Source organism: Streptomyces sp. GMY02, assembly GCF_019056675.1.
GTDB classification, from domain to species: domain Bacteria; phylum Actinomycetota; class Actinomycetes; order Streptomycetales; family Streptomycetaceae; genus Streptomyces; species Streptomyces odonnellii.
This window is the reverse complement of the sequence record NZ_CP077658.1, coordinates 798192-822642: the sequence shown is the minus strand read 5'-3', so window position 1 is coordinate 822642 and position 24451 is coordinate 798192. Positions and strand designations below refer to the sequence as shown.

Annotated in this window: 3 protein-coding genes and 2 pseudogenes; 2 read left to right on the top strand and 3 right to left on the bottom strand. The window is 72.9% G+C overall.

Translation table 11 applies throughout. The annotated features are described in order from the left end of the window. Positions 1 to 46: 46 nt before the first annotated feature. Positions 47 to 19137: pseudogene (locus KQY30_RS03385) on the top strand (amino acid adenylation domain-containing protein). Continuing rightward, positions 19134 to 19337 carry an MbtH family protein gene (locus KQY30_RS03380; protein ID WP_217305485.1) on the top strand — a complete coding sequence of 68 codons (204 nt, stop codon included), beginning with the start codon at positions 19134 to 19136 and terminating at the stop codon, positions 19335 to 19337. The pseudogene KQY30_RS03385 and the gene KQY30_RS03380 overlap by 4 nt, the downstream one beginning before the upstream one ends. Before the next feature lie 134 nt (positions 19338 to 19471). Here the strand turns inward: KQY30_RS03380 and KQY30_RS03375 are convergent, their stop codons facing one another. The 3 genes and pseudogenes from KQY30_RS03375 to KQY30_RS36165 all read right to left on the bottom strand — a co-directional run bounded on the left by KQY30_RS03375 (position 19472) and on the right by KQY30_RS36165 (position 24175). After that, complete coding sequence (locus tag KQY30_RS03375) at positions 19472 to 20536, bottom strand: iron-siderophore ABC transporter substrate-binding protein (RefSeq protein ID WP_217305484.1); 1065 nt, start codon at positions 20534 to 20536, stop codon at positions 19472 to 19474. 86 nt (positions 20537 to 20622) lie between these two features. Then, positions 20623 to 22368, bottom strand: coding sequence for an ABC transporter ATP-binding protein (locus tag KQY30_RS03370; protein ID WP_254407528.1), 1746 nt, complete (start codon positions 22366 to 22368; stop codon positions 20623 to 20625). Positions 22369 to 22457: 89 nt separating this feature from the next. Then, positions 22458 to 24175, bottom strand: a pseudogene (locus tag KQY30_RS36165) (ABC transporter ATP-binding protein). Positions 24176 to 24451: the final 276 nt, after the last annotated feature.

The window sequence follows — 24451 nt, the reverse complement described above, 5'->3', positions numbered from 1 at the left end:
CGGGCTCGACCCGGGGGACCGAACTGTTTGGGGAGGCGCGGCCGACGTGTCGGGTATCGAAGAAGTCATCGGCTACTGGCGCGACTTGCCGGCGGTGTCCTCAGCCGAAACGGCTCTGCCTGCCGATCGTCCCTGTCCCCCCGTGCCGTCCGGGGAGTGGGGCGTACGGACCCGGAGCCTGGCGGTGCGGGCGACGGACGAGACCTCGCTCGCCGCGTTCTTCGCGCTGCTGCACCGCTACAGCGGCGCGGCCGGCATCACCGTCGGACACGAGGCACTGCCGGTCCATGTCCGCCTCGACGGCACGCCGTCGTTCCGGGAACTGGTGGAACGGGTGGCCGAGGCGCGGCGGGCGGCGCAGGCGCACCGGCTCCCGCTGTCCGTGCTCGTCGACGAGCTGCGGCCCGAACCCACCCGCGCGGGCGGACACTTCTTCAATGTCGCCTTCGACACCGCTGCCGCCGTCGCACCGGACGCGGAGCCTGCTCCGTTCGCCGGCACCGGCCTCGGAACCCCCGGCGGCGCCGGCCGGCCCGAGGAGCCGACAGGCCCGCTGGATCTGGCGCTGACTGTCGCGCCCGGGGCGGTCTGGGCGACCTACCGTCAGGATCTCTTCGACGAAGCGACCATGGACCGGCTGCTCGGCCACTACGAGACCCTGCTGACGGACGGGCTCGCCCGCCCCGGCACCGCGGTCGCCGATCTGGAACTGACCACCGCGCCCGAACGGCACCGGCTGCTCGTGGAGCGGAACGCCACCGAGCACTCCGTACCCGCCGCTACCTGGCCCGCCATGTTCGCCGAGCAGGCCGAGCGGCAGCCCGACGCGATCGCGCTGGTCTTCGAGGACACGCGGTACACCTACGCGGAACTGGACGAGCGGGCCAACCGGCTCGCCCACGCGCTGATCGCCCGGGGCGCGGGCCCCGAGCGCGTCGTGGCCCTCGCCCTGCCCCGCTCGGCCGAGATGATCGTCGCGCAGGTCGCCGTACTGAAGTCCGGCGCCGCGTATCTGCCCGTCGACCTGGACTACCCGGCCGACCGGATCGCGTACATGCTCGCCGACGCCGGACCGGTCTGCCTGGTGACCACGGCCGGCTCCGCCGACGGCCTCCCGGCGCGGGACGCGGTGCCGCGGTTCGTGCTGGACCTGCCGGAGACCGCCGCCGAGCTGGCGGAGCGTCCCGCGCACGATCCCACCGACGTGGACCGCGGCGGCGCGCTCTCCGTCCTGAACACGGCGTACGTCATCTACACCTCCGGATCCACCGGCCGGCCCAAGGGCGTCGTTCTCTCCCACAGCGGCGTCGCCAAGCTCGTCGCCACACAGAGTGAACGTTTCGGCATCGGACCGCACAGCCGCGTACTGCAATTCGCCTCGCCCAGCTTCGACGTGGCCTTCTGGGACCTGTGCCTGGGGCTGCTCTCCGGCGGCCGTCTCGTCGTCGTACCGAGCGAGCTGCGGGTGCCCGGTGTGCCCCTCGCGGACTACGCCCACGCGCACGGGATCACCTTCATGATCCTGCCCCCCGCCCTGCTGGCCGCGATGCCCGAGGAGGCCGCGCTGCCGGCCACCGCGACCCTGCTGGCCGGGACGGAACGCGTCTCGCCCGAACTGGTGGGCCGGTACGCGCGAACACGGATGATGTTCAACGCCTACGGTCCGACCGAGGCCACCACCAACTCCACCCTCGGCCTGTGCGACCCCGCCACCCCGGCCGGCGCGGTCGTCCCCATCGGTGTCCCCGACCCCGGCACCCGCGCCTATGTCCTGGACGCGCGGCTGCGGCCCGTACCGGACGGTGTGCCCGGCGAGCTGTACCTCGGCGGCGCGGGACTCGCCCGCGGCTACCTCGGCAGACCCGGCCTCACCGCCGAGCGGTTCGTCGCCGATCCCTTCGGCGCGCCGGGCGAGCGGCTCTACCGTACGGGCGACCTGGTGCGCTGGAGGGCCGACGGGCGGCTGGAGTTCCTCGGCCGGACCGACACACAGATCAAGATCCGCGGCTTCCGTGTCGAACCGGGCGAGATCGAATCAGTGCTGCGCGGCCACCCCGCCGTCGAACAGGTCACGGTCGTCGCCCGCGAGGACCGCCCGGGGAGCGCAGGCTCGCCGCGTACATCGTCCCCTCGCTGGACGCCGGGCCCGGCGACGAGACCGGCCGGGTCGAGGAGTGGAAGGACCTCCACGAACTGTTCTACAGCGCCGCCGGATCCGAGGGCCGGGGCGAGGACGGGGCTGTCCGGGAGAACTTCGCGGGCTGGAACAGCATGTACGACGGCACTCCCATCCCCGTAGAGGAGATGCGGGAGTGGCGCGACGCGACCGTCGACCGCATCCGCGAACCGGGCTCCCCCGGCAGGGTGCTGGAGATCGGCGTCGGCAGCGGACTGATCCTGTCCCGGCTCGCCCCGGACAGCGAGGCGTACTGGGGTACGGACGTCTCGCACGAGGCGCTGCGGGCGCTGCGTGCCCAGGTGGACGCGGTGCCCGGCCTGGCCTCCCGGGTGGAACTGAGCGCCCGGCCGGCCCATGAGACCGACGGACTGCCCAAGGGCTTCTTCGACACGATCGTCATCAACTCGGTGGTCCAGTACTTTCCGAGCGAGGGCTATCTGTCCCGCGTACTGCGCGAGTGCGCGACGCTGCTGGCCCCCGGCGGCAGGATCTTCCTGGGCGACATCCGCAACCTGCGGCTGCTGCGCACCCTGCGCGCCGCCGTGGAGAGCCGGCGGCCGGCCGTGTCCGACGACCCGGACAAGACGGCACTGCGGACGGCGGTGGAGCGCTCGGTGAGCTGGGAGGGCGAACTGCTCCTGGACCCGGACTACTTCACCGGCCTGTTCACCGGTCTGCCGGAACTGCCGGAATTCGAGGCGGACGTGCTCGTCAAGCGCGGCACGCACCACAACGAACTGAGCCGCTACCGCTACGACGTGGTGCTGCGCGTAAGGGGGACGGCACCGGCCACCGACGTGCGAGACGCGCCCGATGCGCGAGACGTTCCCGACGCGCCCGATGTGCGCTGGTCCGCGCTCGACGGCCTCGCCGGGCTGGACGAACTGCTCCGCACCCGGCCCGCCCGGCTCCGCGTCACCGGTGTGCCCAACGGGCGTCTCGGGGAGGACCTTTCGGCGCTGCGGCTGCTGGAGGACAGCAGTACCCCCGCCCCGGACGGGATCGACCCCGAGGACTTCCACCGGCTCGCGGGCCGCCACGGCTACCGTTGCGCGGTGACCTGGAACGGGCACGCCGACGACGGGCGTCTCGATGTCGTTCTCGCCACGGGCGGCTCACTCGTCGGCCCGGTGTACCGGCCTGGCGGCACCTTCCCGTACGCCAACCGGCCCGCGCCCTTCCGCGACATCACCGCACTGATGCGGACCCTGCGCGCCCACACCGCGGACCGGCTCCCCGAGTACATGGTGCCGTCGGCTTTCGTACCGCTCGACCGGCTGCCCGTCACACCCAGCGGAAAGCTCGACGAGAGGGCCCTGCCCGCGCCGGACCACGGGGCTCTCAGCTCGGGCCGGGCTCCGCGCGACGCCCGTGAGGAACTGCTCTGCCGGCTGTACGCGGAGGTGCTCGGCCTGCGGTCGGTCACCGTCGACGACGACTTCCTCGCGGTCGGCGGGGACAGCATCAACGCCATCCAACTGCTGATCCGGGCGCGCGCGGCGGGTGTCCGGCTCACCACCCAGGACGTCTTCCGGCACCGTACGGTCGCCGCCCTCGCGGCCGTCACCGCCGACCGCGCGGGGCCGGGCCCCGCCACCGCCGACGGTCCGCTCCTCGCCCTCACCCCGGACGACATCGCAGGGCTCCAGGGCACCGACCCGCTTCCCATCGAGGACCTGCTGCCCCTGGCTCCGCTCCAGGAGGGCTTCTTCTACCACTCGTTCGCCGGGGGCTCCGACGCCGACGCGTACACCGTCCAGCAGATCATCGAGCTGGCCGGACCGGTGGACGGCGAAGCCCTGCGCACCGCGGCACAGGGGCTGCTCGACCGGCATGCCCCGCTGCGCGCCGCCTTCCGGCAGCACGGCACCGACGGCCGCGCCGTGCAGATCATCGCGGGCGGGGTCACGCTGCCGTGGCGCGAGGTCGACCTGTCCGCCCAGGACCCGTCCGTCAGGGAGCCGCTCGCCGAGGCCGTCGCCGCCGACGAACGTGCCCACCGCTTCGACCTGGCGCGGCCACCGTTGCTGCGGTGCGCTCTCGTACGGTACGGGCCCGAGGACGCCGCACTTGTCCTGACGTTCCATCACATCGTCGCGGACGGCTGGTCGTTGCCCGTGCTGCACCGTGAGCTGATGGCCTCGTACGGCCGCGGTGCGTCGGCGCTGCCCGCGGTGGCTCCGTACCGCTCCCATCTCCGCCATCTCGCCACGCTCGACCGCGAGGCCGCCCGTGCGGCCTGGCGCGCCGCTCTGAGCGGTCTCGACGAGCCGACCCGGCTGGTCCCGGCCCCGGCCGGCACCGGTCCTGTCCGTCCCGGGCAGATCCGTCTCGAACTCTCCGAGCGGACGACCGGGCGGCTGGCGGCGCGGGCCCGTGAACTCGGTGTCACCCTCGGTACCGTCGTCCAGGGCGCCTGGGGCCTGCTGCTCGGCCGGCTCACCGGCCGGCACGACGTCGTGTTCGGCACGACCGTCTCCGGACGGGACGGCGAGGTCGACGGCATCGAGTCCATGGTGGGCCTGTTCATCAACACCCTGCCGACCCGGTTCGTCTGGCAGCCGGCCGACACGCTCTCGGCGCTGCTCCGCCGCCTCCAGGACGAGCAGGCACGGCTCCTGGACCACCAGCACCTCGGTCTGGCGGAGATCCAGCGGACCGCGGGCCTCGCGGGCAGCGGCGAACTCTTCGACACCCTGCTCGTGTTCGAGAACTATCCGGCCGGCACCGGTCAGCGCGACCCGTCGGGCACGATCCGTATCACCGGGCACGAGTTCCACGACGCCGTCCACTACCCCCTGGCCCTGGTCGTCAAGCCGGGCCGGCGGCTCGACCTGCGCCTCAAGCACCACGCCGAGCGGCTGGACGCCGAGGCCGTACGCGCCGTCGCCGACCGGCTCGCCCTGATCCTGGAGTCACTCGCCGACGATCCCGCGCGGCCGGTCGCGCGGATCGGTCTGCTCTCCCCGCGGGAACTGGCCGAGGCGGAGAGCCTGCTCACCGGGGCCACGGCCGGTGTCCGGCCCGTCACCCTGTCCGCCGCCTTCGAGGAGCAGGCCGCGCGCACCCCCGACGCGACGGCCGTGATCTACGGCGAGGAGCGCCTGACCTACGCCGAACTGGATGCCCGCGCCGAGTCCCTGGCGCGGCGGCTGCGCGCCCGGGGCGCCGCGCCGGACCGGATCGTCGGCGTCGCCGTCCCGCGCTCCGCCGAACTGATGGTCGCGCTCCTCGGTGTTCTCAAGTCCGGCGCCGCGTATCTCCCGGTCGACCTGGACTACCCCGCCGACCGGGTGGCCCACATGCTGGCCGACTCCGGTGCCCGTACGGTCGTTACCGTCGCGGACTCGGCCGCCCGGCTGCCGCAGGCCGACGGCGTCACGGTGCTGGTCCTGGACGCGCCGTACGACGATTCCCCCGGGGCGGCCCCCGGCGCCGGTCCCGACGACCCCGCCTATCTCATCTACACCTCCGGTTCCACGGGCCGCCCCAAGGGCGTCGTCGTCACCCACCGCGCGATCCGCAACCGACTGGCCTGGATGCAGGGGGAGTACGGCCTCCGGGCCGACGACCGGGTCCTCCAGAAGACCCCGTCCAGCTTCGACGTGTCCGTGTGGGAGTTCTTCTGGCCGCTGACCGAGGGCGCGGCGGTCGTCCTCGCCAGGCCCGACGGACACCGCGACCCGTCCTATCTCACCGCGCTCGTCCGCGAACAGGGCGTCACCACCCTCCACTTCGTGCCGTCGATGCTCGAAGCGTTCCTCGCCTCGGAGGACGTCACCGGCGACCCCGGCTGGGCCACGAGCCTGCGCCGCGTCTTCAGCAGCGGTGAGGCGCTGACCGCCTCCGCCGCGAGCCGCTGGCACACGCTGACGGGGGTGCCGCTGCACAACCTGTACGGCCCGACCGAGGCGGCCGTCGACGTCACCCATCACACGTACCGCCCCGACGGAACCCCGTACGGCACCGCCGTCCCCATCGGGCGGCCGGTCTGGAACACCGGTCTGCGGGTGCTCGACACCTGTCTGCGGCCGGTCCCGGCCGATGTCCCCGGCGAGCTGTACCTCACCGGTGTCCAGCTCGCCCGGGGCTACCACGGCCGGCCCTCGCAGACCGCCGAACGCTTCACGGCGGACCCGTACGGCCCGCCCGGCAGCCGGATGTACCGCACCGGCGACCTGGTGCGGCGCCGGGCCGACGGCACGGTCGAGTATCTCGGCCGCACCGACCGGCAGATCAAACTCCGCGGCAACAGGATCGAACCGGGCGAGATCGAGGCCGCTCTCGTCGGCCTGCCGTCCGTCGCCCAGGCTGCCGTCACCGTCCGCGAGAACGCCCTCGTGGCGTATGTCGTCGGTACGGCCGGCCACACGCCGGACGGCGCCGCGCTCCGGGCCGCGCTCGCGGACCTCCTGCCCGCCCCCGCCGTGCCCACCGCCTGCACCGTCCTCGGCGCCCTGCCCCTCAGCCCCAGCGGCAAGCTGGACCGGGCCGCCCTGCCCGCCCCGTCGGCCGTACGGGCCGGTGCCCGCGCGCCCCGCGACGCACGGGAGCGCGTCCTCACCGAGATCTTCGCGGATGTGCTGAAGCTGACGGACGTCTCCGTCGACGACGACTTCTTCCTGCTCGGCGGCGACAGCATCAGCTCCATCGGGGTCTCGGGACGGGCCCGCCGCGCGGGCCTGGACATCGGGCCGCGCGACATCTTCGAGCACCGCACTCCGGCCGCCCTCGCCGCCACCGCGACCCTCGCCGCCACACCCGGGCCCGACCCGACGGCCACCTCCTCCTTCGTCCTCACCGCCGAGGAGACCGCCCGGGTGGAGCGGCTCGCGCCCGGCGAGATCGAGGACATCTGGCCCCTCGCGCCCCTCCAGGAAGGGCTGTTCTTCCACTCCACCTACGACGAGAACGCCCTGGACGTGTACACCGTCCACGAGTCCTTCGACTTCGCGGGCCGGATCGACACCGGCCGGCTGCGCGCCGCCGTACGGACGCTGCTCGCCCGCAACCCCGCGCTGCGCGCCGGCTTCACCAGCGAAGGACTGCGCCGGCCGGTGCAGTTCATCGTCCGCGATCCCGCGATCCCGCTCGAAGAGATCGACCTCACCGGTCTCTCGGCCGCCGAACAGGACGAGCGGCTGGGCGCGTTGATGGACGAGGAGCGGCTGCGCCGCTTCGACCTCACCACGCCGTTGCTCTTCCGGATCCTGCTGATCCGGCTCGGCGAGGAGCGCGGCGACCGGCTGGTCATCGGCCGCCATCTCATCCTCTGGGACGGCTGGTCGGCCTGGCTCTTCCTGGACGAACTGTTCGCCCTGTACGAGAGCGGCAGGGAGCCGGCGGGACTGCCGGGGCCTGGTTCGTACCGCGACTATCTGGACTGGCTGGAGCGGCAGGACACCGACGAGGCCACCCGCGCCTGGCACTCCGCTCTCGACGGGCTGGAGGAGCCCACCCTGCTTGCTCCGGCCGTGGCCGACCGCGGGCTCGAACCCGTGGTCCCGGAGAGCCTCGACACCGTACTGACCACCGGGGCGAGCGAGCGGCTGCGCGACACCGCACGCCACCACGGTCTGACCCTCAACACCGTTCTCAACGCGGCCTGGGGACTGACCCTCGCGAGTGCCACCGGCCGTACCGATGTCGTCTTCGGCACGACCGTCGCGGGCCGGCCGAGCGAAGTGCCCGAGGTCGCGAACGCCATCGGGATGTTCCTGAACACCGTGCCCGCGCGCATCGCGTTCGACCCGGCGGAGCCGGTCGTCGCTCTGCTGCGACGGGTGCAGGCCGAGCGGCTGGATCTGCTCCCGTACGAGTATCTGGGCCTGGGGGTCCTCCAGGCGGAGACCGGCCACCGCCGTCTCTTCGACACACTGTTCGTCCTGCGCAACGCCGACACCGAGGACCGGCTGGCCGTACTGCGCGACCGGCACGGCGCCACCGCCGTCGCCAATGTGGACGCCACCCACTACCCCGTGAACCTGGTCGTCACCCCTGGCCGGCGGATCCGTGTCACCCTCTCCTACCGTCCCGATGTGATCGAGAGCGGCTACGCGCACGACCTGCTGGCCCGGTTCACACTCCTGCTGGACCGGCTCACGGCCGACCCCGGGGCTCCCGTCGGCGCACTCGACCCGCTGCTGCCGGCCGAACGACGGGCCCTGGACCGGGAGAACACCGCCACCAGGGAGCCCGTCCCGGACGAGACCGTCGCCGATCTGCTCGCCGCCCAGGCGGCCCGTACCCCCGACGCGACCGCACTCGTCTTCGGCACGCGCACGCTCACCTACGCCGAACTCGACGCGCGCTGCGACCGACTGGCCCGGCTGCTGATCTCACGCGGCGCCGAGCCCGAGCGCGTGGTGGCGCTCGGACTGCCGCGCTCGATCGACATGGTCGTCGCGCTCTTCGCCGTCCTGCGCACCGGCGCCGCCTATCTGCCGCTGGAACTCGACCATCCCGTCGACCGCCTCGCCCTGATGCTCGACGACGCGAAGCCGCTCCTGCTGCTCTCCACCGCCCAGGTCTCGGACACCATCGAAGGAGACGTCCCGCGCGTCCTGCTGGACGACCCGGCCGTCGAGGCGGAACTCGCCGCACTGCCCGCGGGACCGGTGCGTGCCGTCTTCAGCCTCGAGCACCCCGCCTATGTCATCTACACGTCCGGCTCCACCGGCCGGCCCAAGGGCGTCGTCACGCCGTACCGCGGGCTGACGAACATGCAGCTCAACCACCAGAAGGAGATCTTCGGCCCGGCCATCGCCTCGGCGGGCGGCCGGCGCCTGCGGGTCGCCCACACCGTCTCCTTCGCCTTCGACATGTCCTGGGAGGAGCTGCTCTGGCTCGTCGAGGGGCACGAGGTGCACATCTGCGACGAAGAGCTGCGCCGTGACGCCGAGGCACTGGTGGCGTACTGCGAGACCCACCGGATCGACGTCGTCAACGTCACCCCGACCTATGCCCATCTCCTCATCGAGGAGGGGCTGCTGGAGGGGCACCGGCCGCCGCTCGTGCTGCTCGGCGGCGAGGCCGTCACCGAGACCGTCTGGAACCGGCTGCGCGACACCGAAGGCACCTACGGCTACAACCTGTACGGGCCCACCGAATACACCATCAACACCCTCGGCGGCGGTACGGACGACAGCCCCACCCCGACCGTCGGCCGGCCGATCCGTGCCACCCGGGCACATGTCCTGGACGCCTGGCTCCGGCCGGTCCCGGACGGCGTACCCGGCGAGCTGTACATCGCGGGCGTCGGTCTGGCCCGCGGTTATCTCGGCAGGCCGGGGCTGACCGCCGAGCGCTTCGTGGCCGACCCCTTCGGCACACCCGGCGAGCGCATGTACCGCACGGGCGATCTCGTACGACGGCGGGCCGACGGCAATCTGGACTTCCTCGGCCGTACCGACGACCAGGTCAAGGTGCGCGGACACCGGGTCGAACTCCGTGAGATCGAGACCGCGCTCACCCAGCACCCACGGGTCGCCCAGGCCGCCGTCATCGCGCGGGACGATCCCGCCGCGCCCGGTACCCAGCGTCTCATCGCGCATGTCGTCCCCGCCGAACTCGACGACGAGAAGCGCGAGGAGGCCGAGCGCGAGCAGATCGGTGAGTGGCATGAGATCTACTCCGCCGAATACACCGAGATCAACACCGCTGTTTTCACCGAGGACTTCGCGGGCTGGGACAGTTCGTACGACGGCACGCCCATTCCGCTGGAGCACATGCGGGAGTGGCGGGCCGCCACGGTGGAACGCATAACCGAACTCCGGCCACGCCGGATCCTGGAGATCGGCGTCGGATCCGGTCTGCTGCTCTCCCGGCTCGCCCCGGCGGCCGAGGCGTACTGGGCCACCGACTTCGCCGAACCCGTCATCCGCAAGATCCGCGAGGACCTCCGCCGGGACCCCGCGCTCGCGGCCAAGGTCGAACTGAGTGCCCGGCCCGCCCACGATCTCGACGGACTGCCCACCGGATTCTTCGACACCGTGGTGATCAACTCGGTGATCCAGTACTTCCCGGGCATCGACTACCTCACCGATGTCATCAGCCGTGTGATGGAACTGCTCACCCCGGACGGGGCACTGTTCGTGGGCGATGTGCGGAACCTCCGGCTGGCCCGCGCCTTCCAGTCCGCCGTCCAGCTCGCCAGGGCCGGCGAGGGCACCGACCCGGCGACCGTACGGCGGGCCGTGGACCGGGGCATGGCGCTGGAGAAGGAACTCCTCGTCGACCCGGACTACTTCACCACCCTGGGCTTCGCCGTCGACCTGCGGACCAAGGCGGGACGCCACCAGAACGAACTGACACGGCACCGCTACGACGTCGTCCTCCACCGGGACCGCGGCGCCGCCCCGGCGCTCGGCGACGCTCCGGTGACCGACTGGACGGGGTACGACGCCCTGGCCGCGCTGCTCGAAGAGCGACGGCCCGAGCGGCTGCGCGTCCTCGGGGTGCCCGACGCCCGTACGGCCGGCGAACTGGCCGCCGCGCGTGCCCTGGACGAGGGCCGCCCGCTCGGCCCCGTGGAGGTGGGCGTCGAACCCGACTCGCTGCGTGAGCTGGGCGTCCGCCTCGGCTACCGCGTTCTCACCACCTGGTCCGCCCGGCCCGGCAGATACGAAGCCGTGCTGGTCCGGGGCGATGGCGCGGAGTTCCGGGTGACCACCGGTCTCTACCGGCCGGCGGGCGGCGTCGCCCCGTACGCCAACGCGCCCACCGCCGCACGCGGTGCGAACGCGCTCGTACGGCAGCTCCGGGAGGACCTCAGGCGGCGGCTGCCCGACTACATGGTGCCGGCCGCCTTCACCGTGCTGCCGCGGCTGCCGATGAACGACAACGGAAAGCTCGACGTCCGGGCACTGCCCGAACCCGAGCCGGCCGTCGCACAGGGCTCGGGGCGCGGCCCGCGTACCCCGCGGGAGGAGATCCTCTGCCGGCTGTTCGCCGAGGTGCTCGGCCTGCCCGGGGCCGGCGCCGAGGACAACTTCTTCGATCTCGGCGGCCATTCCCTGCTCGCCACCCGGCTCATCAGCCGAGCCCGCGCCGAACTCGGCGCCGAACTCGCCATCCGTGATCTCTTCGAGGCCCCGACCCCGGAGCTGCTCGCGGACCGGACGGACGGGGTACGGCCCGCGCGGCCGGCCCTGGAACCGGCGGCGCGGCGGCCCGAGCGGCTGCCCCTGTCGGCCGCGCAGCGGCGGCTGTGGCTGGTGCGGCGCCTCACGGACGGCGGCGGTGTCGCGTACAACTTCCCGCTGGTGTTCCGGCTGCGCGGCACGCTCGACCTGGCTGCTCTCCGGGCCGCGCTGCGTGATGTCGCGGGGCGCCACGAAGCGCTCCGTACCCGGTTCGAGGAGTACGAGGGCGAGCCGTACCAGCGGATCGTCCCGGCCGGGGAGGCCGAGCCCGCGTTCACCGTGACCGACTGCGCCGGACAGGACCTCGCCGCCCGCGTCGAGGAGATCCAGCGCCGCCCGTTCGACCTGAGCGCCGAACTGCCGCTGCGGGCCGAGGTGCTGCGGCTCGGTCCTGACGACCAGGTGGTGGCCCTGGTGCTGCACCACATCACCACCGACGAGTGGTCGGACCGCCCCTTCCTCGCCGATCTGTCGCTCGCCTACGAGGCACGGGCCGCGGGCCGGGCCCCGCTGTGGGAGCGCGACCTGCCCGTGCAGTACGCCGACTACACCCTCTGGCAGAACCGCCTCCTGGACGAGGTGGGGGAGCGGCAGCTCGCCTACTGGACCGAGACCCTGCGCGATCTGCCCGAGCGGGTGGAACTGCCGCTGGACCGCGGGCAGCCGGAGCAGGTCACCGGCCGGGCCGGGACGGTACGGGTCGAACTCCCCACCGGTACCGCCGGTGCCCTGCGCGAGCTGTCCGCCACCCAGGGCGTCAGCATGTTCATGTTGTTCCAGGCGGCCACCGCGGCTCTGCTGCACCGGCTCGGCGCGGGCGACGACATTCCGCTCGGGGCACCCATAGCCGGCCGCACGGATTCCGCTCTGAACGATCTGGTCGGCTTCTTCGTCAACACACTGGTCCTGCGCACGGATCTGTCGGGCGATCCGGCCTTCACCGAACTGCTCGCCCGGGTGCGGGAATCCGCGCTGGCGGCCTTCGAGCACCAGGACCTGCCGTTCGACCGGGTCGTCGAGGCGGTCAACCCGGCCCGGGTGGCCGGCCGCAACCCGCTGTTCCAGGTCATGATCGGCTACCATTACCGCCCCGACGGCGACCCGGACCTCTTCGGCCTGGACACCGAGTGGTTCGACATGGACACCGGTATGGCCAAGTTCGATCTGGACTTCACCTTTGTCGATCATGGCGACGACCGTCCGCTGACCCTGCTCCTGGAGTACGCCGCCGACCTGGTCGATCCCGGGACCGCCGATCTGCTCGTGGCGCGGATGGTGTCCCTGCTGGAACAGATCGTGCGGGCTCCCGGACAGCCCGTGGGGGCGCTGCGGGTCCTCACCGACGCGGAGGACCTGGCCGCGCGGACCACCTGGAACGACACCGGCCGCCCGGTCGAGTCCCGTACGGTTCCGGAGATCTTCGCCGGGACGGTACGCGCCAGGCCGGACGCCACCGCCCTGGTCACCTCCGGCGGCCGGCTGACCTTCGCCCGCCTGGCCGCGAAGGCCGACGGCATCACCCGTGCGCTGAAGCGCCACGGAGCCGCCCCCGGGACGGTCGTCGGCCTGGCGCTGCCGCGCGACGAGATGGTGCCCGCGATTCTCGGCGTGCTCGCCTCGGGCGCAGCGTATCTGCCGCTCGACCCCGAATACCCGGCGGACCGGCTGGAGTTCATGCTCTCCGACGCTGCACCGCGCTGCGTGCTCACGACCGCCGCCCTCGCGCCGAAGCTGCCGGACGGGCATGAACTCGTCCTGCTGGAGACCCTCGGGGACCCCGGGGAGGAGCCGGACGAGTCGGACGGGGAGGAGCGCGACGGAACCGGCCAGGTCTCACCGCACCCCGCGTCGGCCGCGTACATCATCTTCACCTCCGGCTCCACAGGCACCCCCAAGGGTGTGGTCGGAACCCACCGCGGCCTCAGCAATCTCTTCGGCTCGCACCACGAGGACCTGATCCTGCCCGCCGAGCGGGCCGCGGGCCGCCCGATCCTGCGCGCGCTGCACGCCGCCTCGTTCAGCTTCGACGGTTCCTGGGAGCCGATGCTGTGGCTGCTCGCGGGCCACGAACTGCATGTCGTGGACGAGGCGACCATGACGGATCCGGCCGCGCTGCTCGCGCGTCTGACGGACGGCCGGATGGACTTCGTCGACTTCACCCCGACCTATCTGCGTGAACTGACCCACCACGGATTCCTCGAACCCGGCGGGTATCTGCCCGGGGTGATCGCGGTCGGCGGCGAAGCCACCCCGCCGCCGGTCTGGGACCGGCTCCGCGCACTGCCCGGCACCGCGGTCCACGATCTGTACGGACCCACCGAGTGCGCCGTCGACTCCTACGGCTGGCACGGGGAGGCCGACGGCCGTACCTGGGCCGCGCCGCTCGCCAATATCCGCGCCCATGTCCTGGACGCGACGCTCCGGCCGGTCCCGGCCGCGGTGGCCGGTGAGCTGTATCTCGCGGGGGAGGGGCTGGCCCGTGGCTATCTGAACCGGCCCGCGCTGACCGCCGAACGGTTCACCGCCGACCCCTACGGCCCGCCCGGCAGCCGGATGTACCGCACCGGCGACCTCGTCAGGCGCCGCGCCGACGGCACCCTGGAGTTCCTGGGCAGGGCGGACGACCAGATCAAGCTGCGCGGGCTCCGTATCGAACTGGGCGAGATCGAGTCCCGCCTCGGCGCGCACCCCGGTGTGGCCACGACGGCGGTGATCGTACGGGAGGACACCCCCGGCGTACCCCGGCTGGTCGGGTACGCCGTGCCCGCGCCCGGCCACACCCTGGACCCGGCCGGGCTGCGGGCCCACACCGCCGCCGCGCTGCCGGCGCACATGGTCCCCGCCGCCTTCGTCACCGTGGAAGCCCTGCCGCGGACCGTCAGCGGCAAGCTCGACCGGGCCGCCCTGCCCGCGCCGGACCTTGCCGCGGCCCCGGCGGGCCGACGGCCGCGCACACCGGCCGAGGAGATCCTCTGCGAGCAGTTCGCGGAGGTCCTCGGCGTCGAACGGGTGGGCATCGACGACAACTTCTTCGAACTCGGCGGCCACTCGCTGCTGGCGATGCGTCTGGTGGTGAAGGTCCGCGCGGCGCTCGGCGCGCACATCTCCCTGCGCACGGTCTTCGACGCCCCGACCGTGGCCCGACTGGCCATGGCCCAGGCCGGGCGGACCGCCGGGCACCGGCCCGCGCTCATCGCGGGGGAGCGGCCCGACCGGCTGCCCCTGTCGTCGGCACAGCGGCGGCTCTGGGTGCTGTACCAGGTCGAAGGCCCGAGTGCCACGTACAACATCCCGTCCGCCTGGCGGCTGTCCGGCGCGCTCGACACCGACGCGCTGCGCGCCGCCGTGGGGGATCTCGCCGAGCGCCACGAGACACTGCGCACGGTCTTCCCCGAGGAGGCCGGCACCGCGTACCAGCGGATCCTGGACCACGGCGAGTACCGGATCCCGGTGGAGGTCGTCCCCGCCGACGAGGGGAGCCTCGCCGGACTGCTGGCCGACGCGGCGGCGTACGGCTTCGCGCTCGACCGTGAACCGCCGCTGCGGGTGGCGGTGTTCAGGCTGGGCGAGGACGAACACGTCCTGCTGCTCCTGGTGCACCACATCGCCGGCGACGAATGGTCCGAGCAGGCCCTGACCCGGGACCTGGCCACCGCCTACGCGGCACGCGCGGCCGGCCGCGCGCCGGACTGGGCGCCGCTGCCCGTGCAGTACGCCGACTACACCCTGTGGCAGCGGTCCGTCCTCGGCGACGAGAGGGACCCGGACAGCCTGGCGTCCCGGCAGCTCGCGTACTGGAAGGAGGCCCTGGCCGGTCTCCCCGAGGAACTGGCGCTGCCCACCGACCGGCCGCGTCCGGCGGAGAGCAGCTACCGGGGCGGCGCCGTCGACCTCTCTCTCGGCCCGGAGCTGACCGGCTCGCTGCGTGAGCTGGCGCGCGGCGCCGGGGTCAGTATGTTCATGCTGATGCAGGCCGCGGTGGCGGCCCTGCTGACCCGGCTCGGTGCCGGTACGACCATTCCCGTCGGCAGTCCGATCGCCGGACGCCAGGACGAGGCGCTGGAGGACCTGGTCGGGTTCTTCCTCAACACCCTGGTCCTGCGCACGGACACCTCCGGCGATCCGGGCTTCCGTGAACTGCTGGCCCGGGTCAGGGACACCGACCTCGCCGCCTACGACCACCAGGACGTCCCCTTCGAGCGCGTGGTGGAGGCGCTCAACCCGCCCCGCTCACTGGCCCGTCACCCGCTGTTCCAGGTGATGGTCGTGTACCTCGCCGCCGGGCCGGGCGGTCCCGCCCTGCCGGGGCTCGTCCCGCGCGAGGAGGAAGTGGGCCAGGGCACCGCGAAGTTCGACCTGTCCTTCGACTTCGTCGAGCATCCGGAGGGCGGCGGCGTCCACGGAGTGCTCGAATACAGCGCCGATCTGTACGACCGGGCCACCGCGGAGGCGATCGCGGAGCGGCTGCGCCGTGTGCTGCGCGCGGTCGCCGCCGAGCCGGACCTGTCCATCGGCCGTATCGACATCCTCGGTGACGACGAGCGGGACCTGATACTGGAAGGGTGGAACGCCCGGGAGTCCGCCGCCGCGCCGACCACCGTGCCGGCGCTGTTCGAGCGCCAGGCGCGGCGCACCCCCGACGCCCCGGCCGTGGCCTCCGACGGGGTCGAACTGAGCTACGCCGAACTGGACGCCGAGGCGAACCGGCTCGCCCGGCTGCTGATCGAGCGGGGAGCCGGGCCCGAGCGGATCGTCGCGCTGGCGCTGCCCCGTACCGCCCGTACGCTGCTGGCGATCCTGGCCGTACAGAAGGCGGGAGCCGCGTACCTGCCGCTCGACCCCGGCGTTCCGGCGGCCCGCACCGCCGGCATGCTGGCCGATGCCCTCCCCGTACTGACCCTCACCACCCGCGCACTCGCTCCGCTGCTGCCCGGTTCCACGGTGCCGGTGTTGGTGCTGGACGACCCGGAGACCGAGGACGCGCTCGCCGCTCATGACCACCGGGACGTGACGGACCAGGACCGCACGAGCCCGCTGTCCCCCGGACATCCCGCCTATGTGATCTACACGTCCGGATCGACGGGCCGCCCGAAGGGCGTCGTCGTCACCCATGAGACGGTCGGCAACCTGTTCCACAGCCACCGGGAGACCCTGTACGAACCGGCCGTCGCGGCCACCGGCAGGCGGCATCTGCGGGCCGGACACGCCTGGTCGTTCTCGTTCGACGCCTCCTGGCAGCCGCAGTTGTGGCTGCTCGACGGGCACTGTGTCCATGTGGTGTCGGAGGAGACCCGGCGCGATCCCGAACTCCTCGCGGCGGCCGTCGTCGAGCACGGCTTCGACTTCCTCGAAGTGACCCCCTCGTTCTTCGCCCAGATGGCCGACGCGGGTCTCGTCTCGGACGGCGCCTGCCCCCTCGCGGTGATCGGCGTGGGCGGTGAGGCCGTGCCGCAGGCGCTCTGGGAGAAGCTGCGCGGACTGCGCGGCACGGAGGCGTTCAATCTGTACGGGCCCACCGAGTCCACCGTGGACGCCCTGGTGGCGCGCGTGCGCGACAGCGACCGGCCCCTGGTCGGCCGTCCGGTGGCGGGCACCCGGGCCCATGTGCTCGACGAGTTCCTGCGGCCCGTACCGCCGGGTGTGCCCGGCGAGCTGTATCTCGCGGGCGGCGGTCTGGCCCGTGGCTATCTGAACCGGCCGGCTCTGACCGCCGAGCGGTTCGTCGCCGACCCGTTCGGTCCTCCCGGCTCCCGGCTCTACCGTACGGGCGACCTCGCCCGGTGGACGGCGGACGGGGCACTGGACTATCTGGGCCGGGCGGACGACCAGGTCAAGATCCGCGGTTTCCGTGTCGAACTCGCGGAGATCGAGGACGTACTGGCCGCCCACCCGGAGTGCGGAGAAGTGGTGGTGACGGCCCGTCAGGACGGTCCACGCACCCGGCTCGTGGCGTATGTGGTGGCGGCCGCCGGGCAGTCGCCCGATCCGGCCGGACTGCGCGCGCATGTGGCCCGGCACCTGCCCGACTACATGGTTCCGGCGGCGGTGGTCCCGCTGGACCGGCTGCCCACGCTCAGCAACGGCAAGCTCGACCGCAAGGCGCTGCCCGCGCCCGATTTCACCGCGGTCCTGTCGGGGCGTGCGCCCCGGACGCCCAGGGAGAAGCTCCTCTGCTCGGTCTTCGCCGATGTCCTGGGGCTGGAGCGGGTGGGCGCCGAGGACGACTTCTTCGCGCTCGGGGGCGACAGCATCATGGCGATGCGACTCGTCAGCCAGGCGCGTGCGGCCGGTCTGCGGATCACGCCCCGGCTGGTCTTCCAGCACCGCACCGTGGCGGGCCTGTCCGCAGTCGCCGTCGAACACACCGCCGTCACGGCGGGCGCGGCGGGCTCACCGTACGACGGTACGGGCAGCGTTCCGCCGACCCCGGTCATGCACTGGCTGCGTGAACTGGGCGGCCCCTTCAAGGGCTACCACCAGGCGGCGCTCGTACAGACCCCGGCGGCGCTGGACCGCCCCAAGCTGGTGAGTGTGCTGCGGGCACTGGCGGACCGGCACGACATGCTGCGGGCACGGCTGGTACGGACGGACCGGGACGACTGGTCCCTGGAGGTCCCGCCCGCGGGCACCGCCGACCCGGGCACCTGGGTGGAACGGGTCGACGCGACCGGTCTGGACGGGGACGCCCTGCGCGCGTGCGTCGCGGAGCGGGCCCATGCGGCCCGGGAGGCGCTCGATCCGGAGACCGGCCAGGGGGTCAGGGCGGTGTGGTTCGACGCGGGCGACCGCCCCGGCCGACTGCTGCTGATGGCACATCACCTGCTGGTGGACGGTGTCTCGTGGCGGGTGCTGCTGCCCGATCTGGCGGTCGCCTGGCAGGACGTGTCCGAGGGCCGCCCGGCCGGACTCGCCCCGGTCGGAACGCCGTTCAGGCAGTGGGCCAACCGCCTCACGGAACTCGCCCGGCAGCCGGAACGCGAGGCCGAACTGCCCTTCTGGACCGGTCTTCTCGACGGCGCGGAGCCGCTCCCGCTGGTCCGCCCGCTGGACCCCGCGCGGGACACGGCCGGCACCGTACACGAACTGGAGCTGCGGCTGGACCCGGAGCGGACGGGCCCCCTGCTGTCCACCGCCCCCGCCGTTCTCGGCGCGACCGTCAACGACGTCCTGCTGACAGGGCTGGGCCTCGCGCTGGCGGACTGGCTGCGGCGCCGCGGCGCGGGCACGGGCGGCGGGGTGCTGGTCGACCTGGAGGGCCACGGCCGCGAGGAGGAACTGGCCGAGGACGCCGATCTGTCCCGTACCGTCGGCTGGTTCACCAGCGTCTTCCCGGTCCGGCTCGACCCGGGCCCGGTCGACCTGGCCGACGCCTTCGCGGGCGGCCCGGCCGTCGACGAGGCACTGCGCCGCGTGAGGGAGCATCTGGCCGCGCTGCCGGCCAACGGCGTGGGCTACGGCATGCTGCGCCATCTCAACCCGAGGACGGCTCCGGTACTCGCGGCGCTGGAGGCACCGCGGGTCGAGTTCAACTATCTGGGCCGCTTCGACGTTCCGGAGGCGACCGACTGGTCGTACGCCCCGGAGGAGGACGCGGCGGACATCGGCCCGGAGCCGGCGATGCGGGAGGGGCACGCGCTGGGCATCAATGTCGTCACGGAGGACCGTCCCGGCGGTCCGGTCCTGGCCGCCAACTGGTCCTGGCCGGCGGCCGTACTGGAGGAGCAGGACGTCAGGGACCTCGCGCGGACCTGGTTCCGGGCGCTGGAAGCGCTGGTGGCTCGCGCCACGGCAACTATCGAGGAGAGACGATCATGAGCAGCAACCCGTTCGAGAACCCCGACGGGGTCTACTCGGTGCTGGTCAACGACGAGGGACAGCACAGCCTGTGGCCGGACTTCGTGGACATCCCGGCCGGCTGGACCCGCGTGCACGGCCCCGGAGGACGTCAGGAGTGCCTGGACTACGTCGAGTCCCACTGGACGGATCTGCGCCCCAGGAGCCTTCACCACCAGTGAGGCACCTTCAGCACGGTGAGGCAACTTCAGCACCGGTGAGACATCTTCAGTGCCGGTGAGGCACTTTCAGCAGCGGTGAGACGAAGGGCCCGGACCGAGTGGTCCGGGCCCTTCACTCCGTCCTGCGCTCGCGGCTACGACCGCGGCTGTTCCACCTTTGTCGCGGGGTCCCCGTCCACCGCCGCCGCGAGCATCGGCTCCAGCCGCTCCATCGCGTACGGCAGGCTCAGCACCGTTCCCATGGACAGCGCGTTCCCGAAGTCGCTCGTCTCGGGGACGAAGACCTCACGCCCCTGCTTCACCACGTCCAGATCCCCGTACGTCGGGTCCTTGTGCAGCTTCTCCGCGTTCTTCTCGACGTCCTCCACGAACCACACCGCCACCTTCTGGTTCAGCAGATCGGTCCGCTCCTCGCTGATGTTCGCGCCGAACTTGTCGCCGATCGCCTTGTCGAGTCCGGCCGGCAGGCTGAAGCCGTAGGACGTCAGCAGCCGTGAACGCGGGTCCTGGCTGCCGAAGACGAACTTCCCCTCGTACGGGGTGGCCATCACGCCCGTGGCGCCGCCGAAGTCCGGGTGCTTCTCGCGCGCCGCGGCGAACTTCGCCTCCACCCCGTCGACCAGTTTCTTCGCCTCGGCCTCCTTGCCGAGGGCCTTGCCTATCGTCTCCGTCTGGAGCTCCCAGGGGATGCCGTAGTCGTTGTACTGCTTGGGCTGGGCGATCACCGGGGCGAACTTCGAGAGCGTCGTGTACTGCTCCTTGGTGAGACCCGAGTACAGAGCGATGATCAGATCCGGCTTGAGCGCGGCGATCCGCTCGGCCTGAGGCCCGGTACCGGTGTCCTTGAGGAGCGTCGGGGTCGCACCGCCGTCCAGCTCGGCCGTGGCCCACGGCCCCAGCGCGCCTTTGTACGCGCCCAGCCATTCGGTCGTCCCGACCGGGACCTTGCCCAGCGCGAGCACGGCGTCCTGGTCGGTGAGGCCGACCGTGACGATCCGCTCGGGCTCCGATCCGACCGTCGTACTGCCGAACTTGTGGGCGATGGTGACGGGGTACGAACCGGCTGCCGCCGAGTCCTTCCCCGGGGCCGCCGGGTCCGGCTCCGGGTCCGGACCGGAACCGCACGCGGTGACGGCGAACAGCAGGAGTGCGGACGCGGACGCGGCGGCGAGCCGGTCGGCGCGGAAAGTGCGGGCCATCAAGGGGTCCTTCGTGTCAGGTGCTTCTCTGGTGGGTGGGTGCGGGGGTCGCGGTGCAAGGGGTCGCGGTGCGGGGTCCGGAGGGGTCAGGGCGCGGCGTCGCGGCGGTACGACCAGGCCTCCCACAGGGCCGCGTATGTGCCGCCGGCCGCGAGCAGTTCGTCGTGCGTGCCGGATTCCGCCACCCGGCCGGCGTCCATGACCACGATCCGGTCCGCGCTCGCGGCCTGCGTCAGCCGGTGGGCGACGATCAGGGCCGTACGGCCGTCCACCGCGCGGGCGGCGGCCTTCTCCAGGGCGCGTGCCCCGGCGCTGCCCGCTTCCGCGGTGGCCTCGTCGAGGATCGCCACGGGCGGATCGGCCAGCACCAGCCGTGCCAGGGCGAGTTGCTGCGACTGCGCGCCGGTGAGCTGGTGCCCGCCCTCGCCGACGACGGTGGCCAGGCCGTCCGGCAGCAGCGCGGCCCAGCTCAGCGCGTCCACGCGGTCGAGCGCCGCGCGCAGTTCCGCTTCGGTGGCGTCGGGACGGGCCAGCCGCAGGTCGTCGGCGAGCGGCCCGGCGAAGACATGCAGGTCCTGGGTGACGAGGGCGATGTTCCTGCGGACCCCGGCAGCGCCGAGCGAGCCCAGTTCCGTGCCGCCGATCCGGACCGTGCCCTCGGACGGCCGGTGGATACCGGCCGTGATCTTCGCCAGGGTGGTCTTTCCCGCTCCGCTGGCCCCGACCAGCGCGACGCGTTCCCGTGGCCGGACCGTCAGATCCACCCCGCGCAGGACGGGATGCCCCGGCCGGTACGCGTGACCGATCCCGTCGAGGGCGACCGACGCGTCACGCGGTACGGCCCGTCCCTCCGCGCGTACGGGGGGCAGGTCGACCACCCCGACGAGCCGGGCCAGGCCCGCCGTCGCCGACTGCGCGTCGTCGACCAGCATCAGCGCCGAGTTGACGGGAGTGAAGAGGCTGTGGAAGTAGAGCGCCGCGGCCGTCGCCGTACCGACGGAGACCGAACCGGCACGCACCAGCAGGAAGCCCGCCACCAGTACGGCCGCGAGACCCGTGAACTCGGCCAGATGCAGCCGGCTGTAGAAACGCAGGACCAGGTGGACACCGCGCATGGTGAGCGCCACCACGGACCGGGACCGCTCGGTGACCCGCTCGGTGTGCTCGTCCTCCAGCCGGAAGGCACGTACGGTCCGCGCCCCGCCGATACTGTCCAGAAGCTGCTGCTGCTGGGCCCCGTGGGCGATGCGCTGCTCGGCGTAGAGCGGCGCCGCGTTCCGTACGTACCACCGCGCGGTGTACGCCTGTACGGGGACGGCGAGGAGCGCGGCGAGAAGGAAACGCCAGTCGAGCAGGGCCAGCGCGCCCAGGGTGAGCACGATCGCCAGCACCGAACGGGCCAGCTCGGGCAGTGCGTTGCGGACCGCGTCCGCGATCAGCGACACATCGCCGGTGACACGCGCCGTCAGGTCGCCCGCGCCCGCGCCCTCCACCTGCTCCAGGGGAAGATCCAGGGCGCGGTCCACGAACCGCTCGCGCAACCGGGCCAGTACGGTCTCGCCGAGCCGTGAGACCAGCGACAGCCCGAGGCCGGTGGCGGCGCCCTGGACGACGGCGACCGCCGCCAGCAGCGCCACGGGTGCGACGACCGCGTCGGCCGGCCGGCCCTCGGTGACCACGTCCACGATATGGCCGAGCACCGGCTGCACGACCAGTCCGACCGCCGTCGCGGCGACCATGGTGACCAGGGCCGCGAGCGCCAACGGCCGGTGGGGGCGGAGCAGTTCGCGTACCGCCGCGCGGGTGCGGCGGGCGGAGGCGGTGGGCAGCAGCGCCCGGCCGTCCTCCTCGCCGGCGTTGCCGTTCTCCCCGGTGCGGTCGTCCGCGGTGGCGCGGTTGTCCCTCCGGGTGTGGTCGTCCTTCACGCGAAGACCGCCGTCCGGTAGCTCTCGTGGCGCTGTACGAGGCGGGCGTGGGGCGCCGCGTCCGTGACGCGTCCGCCACGCAGGAACACCACCCGGTCGGTCACCGCGAGCAGCGCCGGGCTCGTGGTGACCAGGATCGTCGTACGCCCGTGCCGGAAGTCCCTGAGTGCTGCGGCGATCCGGGCCTCGGTGACGGTGTCGACCGCGGTCGTGGGGTCGTGCAGAACCAGCACCGGGGCCTCGGCGGCCAGTGCCCGGGCCAGGGCCACGCGCTGCCGCTGGCCGCCGGAGAGCGACCGTCCGCGCTCGGTGACCGTCGTCGCCGCGCCCTGGGGAGAGCCTCGGCGACCTCGTCGGCGCCGGCCGCGGCCATCGCCGCCGCCGTGACGCGCGGGAGTTCCGCGGCGCTGCCGGGGGAGCGCCGTACAGCGGCCGACACATTGCCGGCCAGTGTGCCTTCGAACAGGTCGGCGTCATGCCCCGCGACCAGCAGCACCCGCCGGATTTCCGCCGGGTCCAGGGCGGTCAGGGCCACACCGTCCAGCTCCACCGCCCCGGCGTCCGGATCCGCCACCCGTGCCAGACAGCCGAGCAGCGCCAGCGCGTCCGCCGGATCGTCGGCCACCACTCCGAGCAACTCACCGGGCGCGGCCTCCAGATCGACATCACGCAGACCCGCGCGGGAGACGCCCCGCAGCCGGACATGGCCGCGTACCGTCACCGGCAGTTCGGCCGGGCCGGGCTCCACCGCCGGAGGAGCGGCGAGCACCTTCGCGATACGTGCCGCGGACGAACGCCCCTGGGCGAACTCCGCGTTCACCCAGCCGACCACTTCGAGCGGCCCGAGCAGGAACAGCGCCAGCCCGACCGCCGAGACCAGCCCGCCCAGACTGATGTCGCCGTCGGCGGCCAGCCGACCGCCGATCAGGGCGACCAGGGCGATGAACACACCTGTCAGCCCGAGGGTCATTCCCTTCTGCCAGGCATGCGCCCGGGTCGCGCGGAGGGTGGCGGCCAGGGAGGCACGGCTGGCGGAGCGGTAGCGGGCGACGGCCGCGGACTCGGCGCCGATTCCCTTGAGCACCCGCAGACCGGCCACGAGATCCGCGGCGACCGCCGACGCCTGCCCGGCCCGCTCCTGCTCGGCCTCGCTGCGCCGCTCCAGCGGCCCGCTCAGCAGATGGCCGAGCCACAGCAGCAGCGGTGTGCCCAGCAGGACGACGAGGCCGAGCGGTACGGAGATCCAGAGCAGGGCCGCGGCGCTGACGGTCAGCGCGGCCAGCGCGGCCACCGCCTCCATCACCGCGACGTTCACGGCGCCGACCCGTTTGGCGTCCTCGGTGGCGGTGTTCACCAGGGCGCCGGGCAGCCCCAGCGCCTCGGTGCCGCCCCCCGGATGAAGCACCCGGCCGACCAGCGCGATCCGCAGTTCGTGCGAGGCCGCGACGGCGGCCCGCTCCGAGAGCCGCGCACCGGTCCGGAAGCTGAACGAGAGCCCGATGTACGCGACGGCCAGCACGCCGGTCCACCACCACAGCGCGGCTCCGTCGCTCCTGGCGACGGCCCGGTCGATCACCAGGCCGATGAGCACCGGAGTGAGCGCCTCGCCCGCCTGATGCCCGGCCGCGAGGAGGGACGACAGCGCGACATCGCGCCGTTGCCCCGTCACCGCGCGTCTCAGGACATCCCGCCCCGCCGGGCCTTCCGCCCCCACCGCACCCCTCCGGTTCCTGAGATCCCCGCCCGACAGTCAGGCGCGTAAGCCTGAAAACTTAGGTAAGGCTACACTAAGTTATTGCTGGTGGCCACTGCTGTCGGCGTCCTTGGATCACGGCACGACGCGCCGTCGCGGCCGAGTTCCCTTTCGATCAGCGGCAGGCAATTGCCATGCGTGGCGGGAGGGGTAAGCGGAAGTCAATAACCTGTGGCATTTTCTGTTCCTCGGCGGAATGGGGGGCACCGGATTCTTTCTGACTCACCCGGCCTTGAC

Excerpts from the sequence above, each read along its gene's own strand:
- KQY30_RS03380 (WP_217305485.1), top strand. The coding sequence starts at position 19,134 with ATGAGCAGCAACCCGTTCGAGAACCCCGACGGGGTCTACTCGGTGCTG.
- KQY30_RS03375 (WP_217305484.1), bottom strand. The coding sequence starts at position 20,536 with ATGGCCCGCACTTTCCGCGCCGACCGGCTCGCCGCCGCGTCCGCGTCC.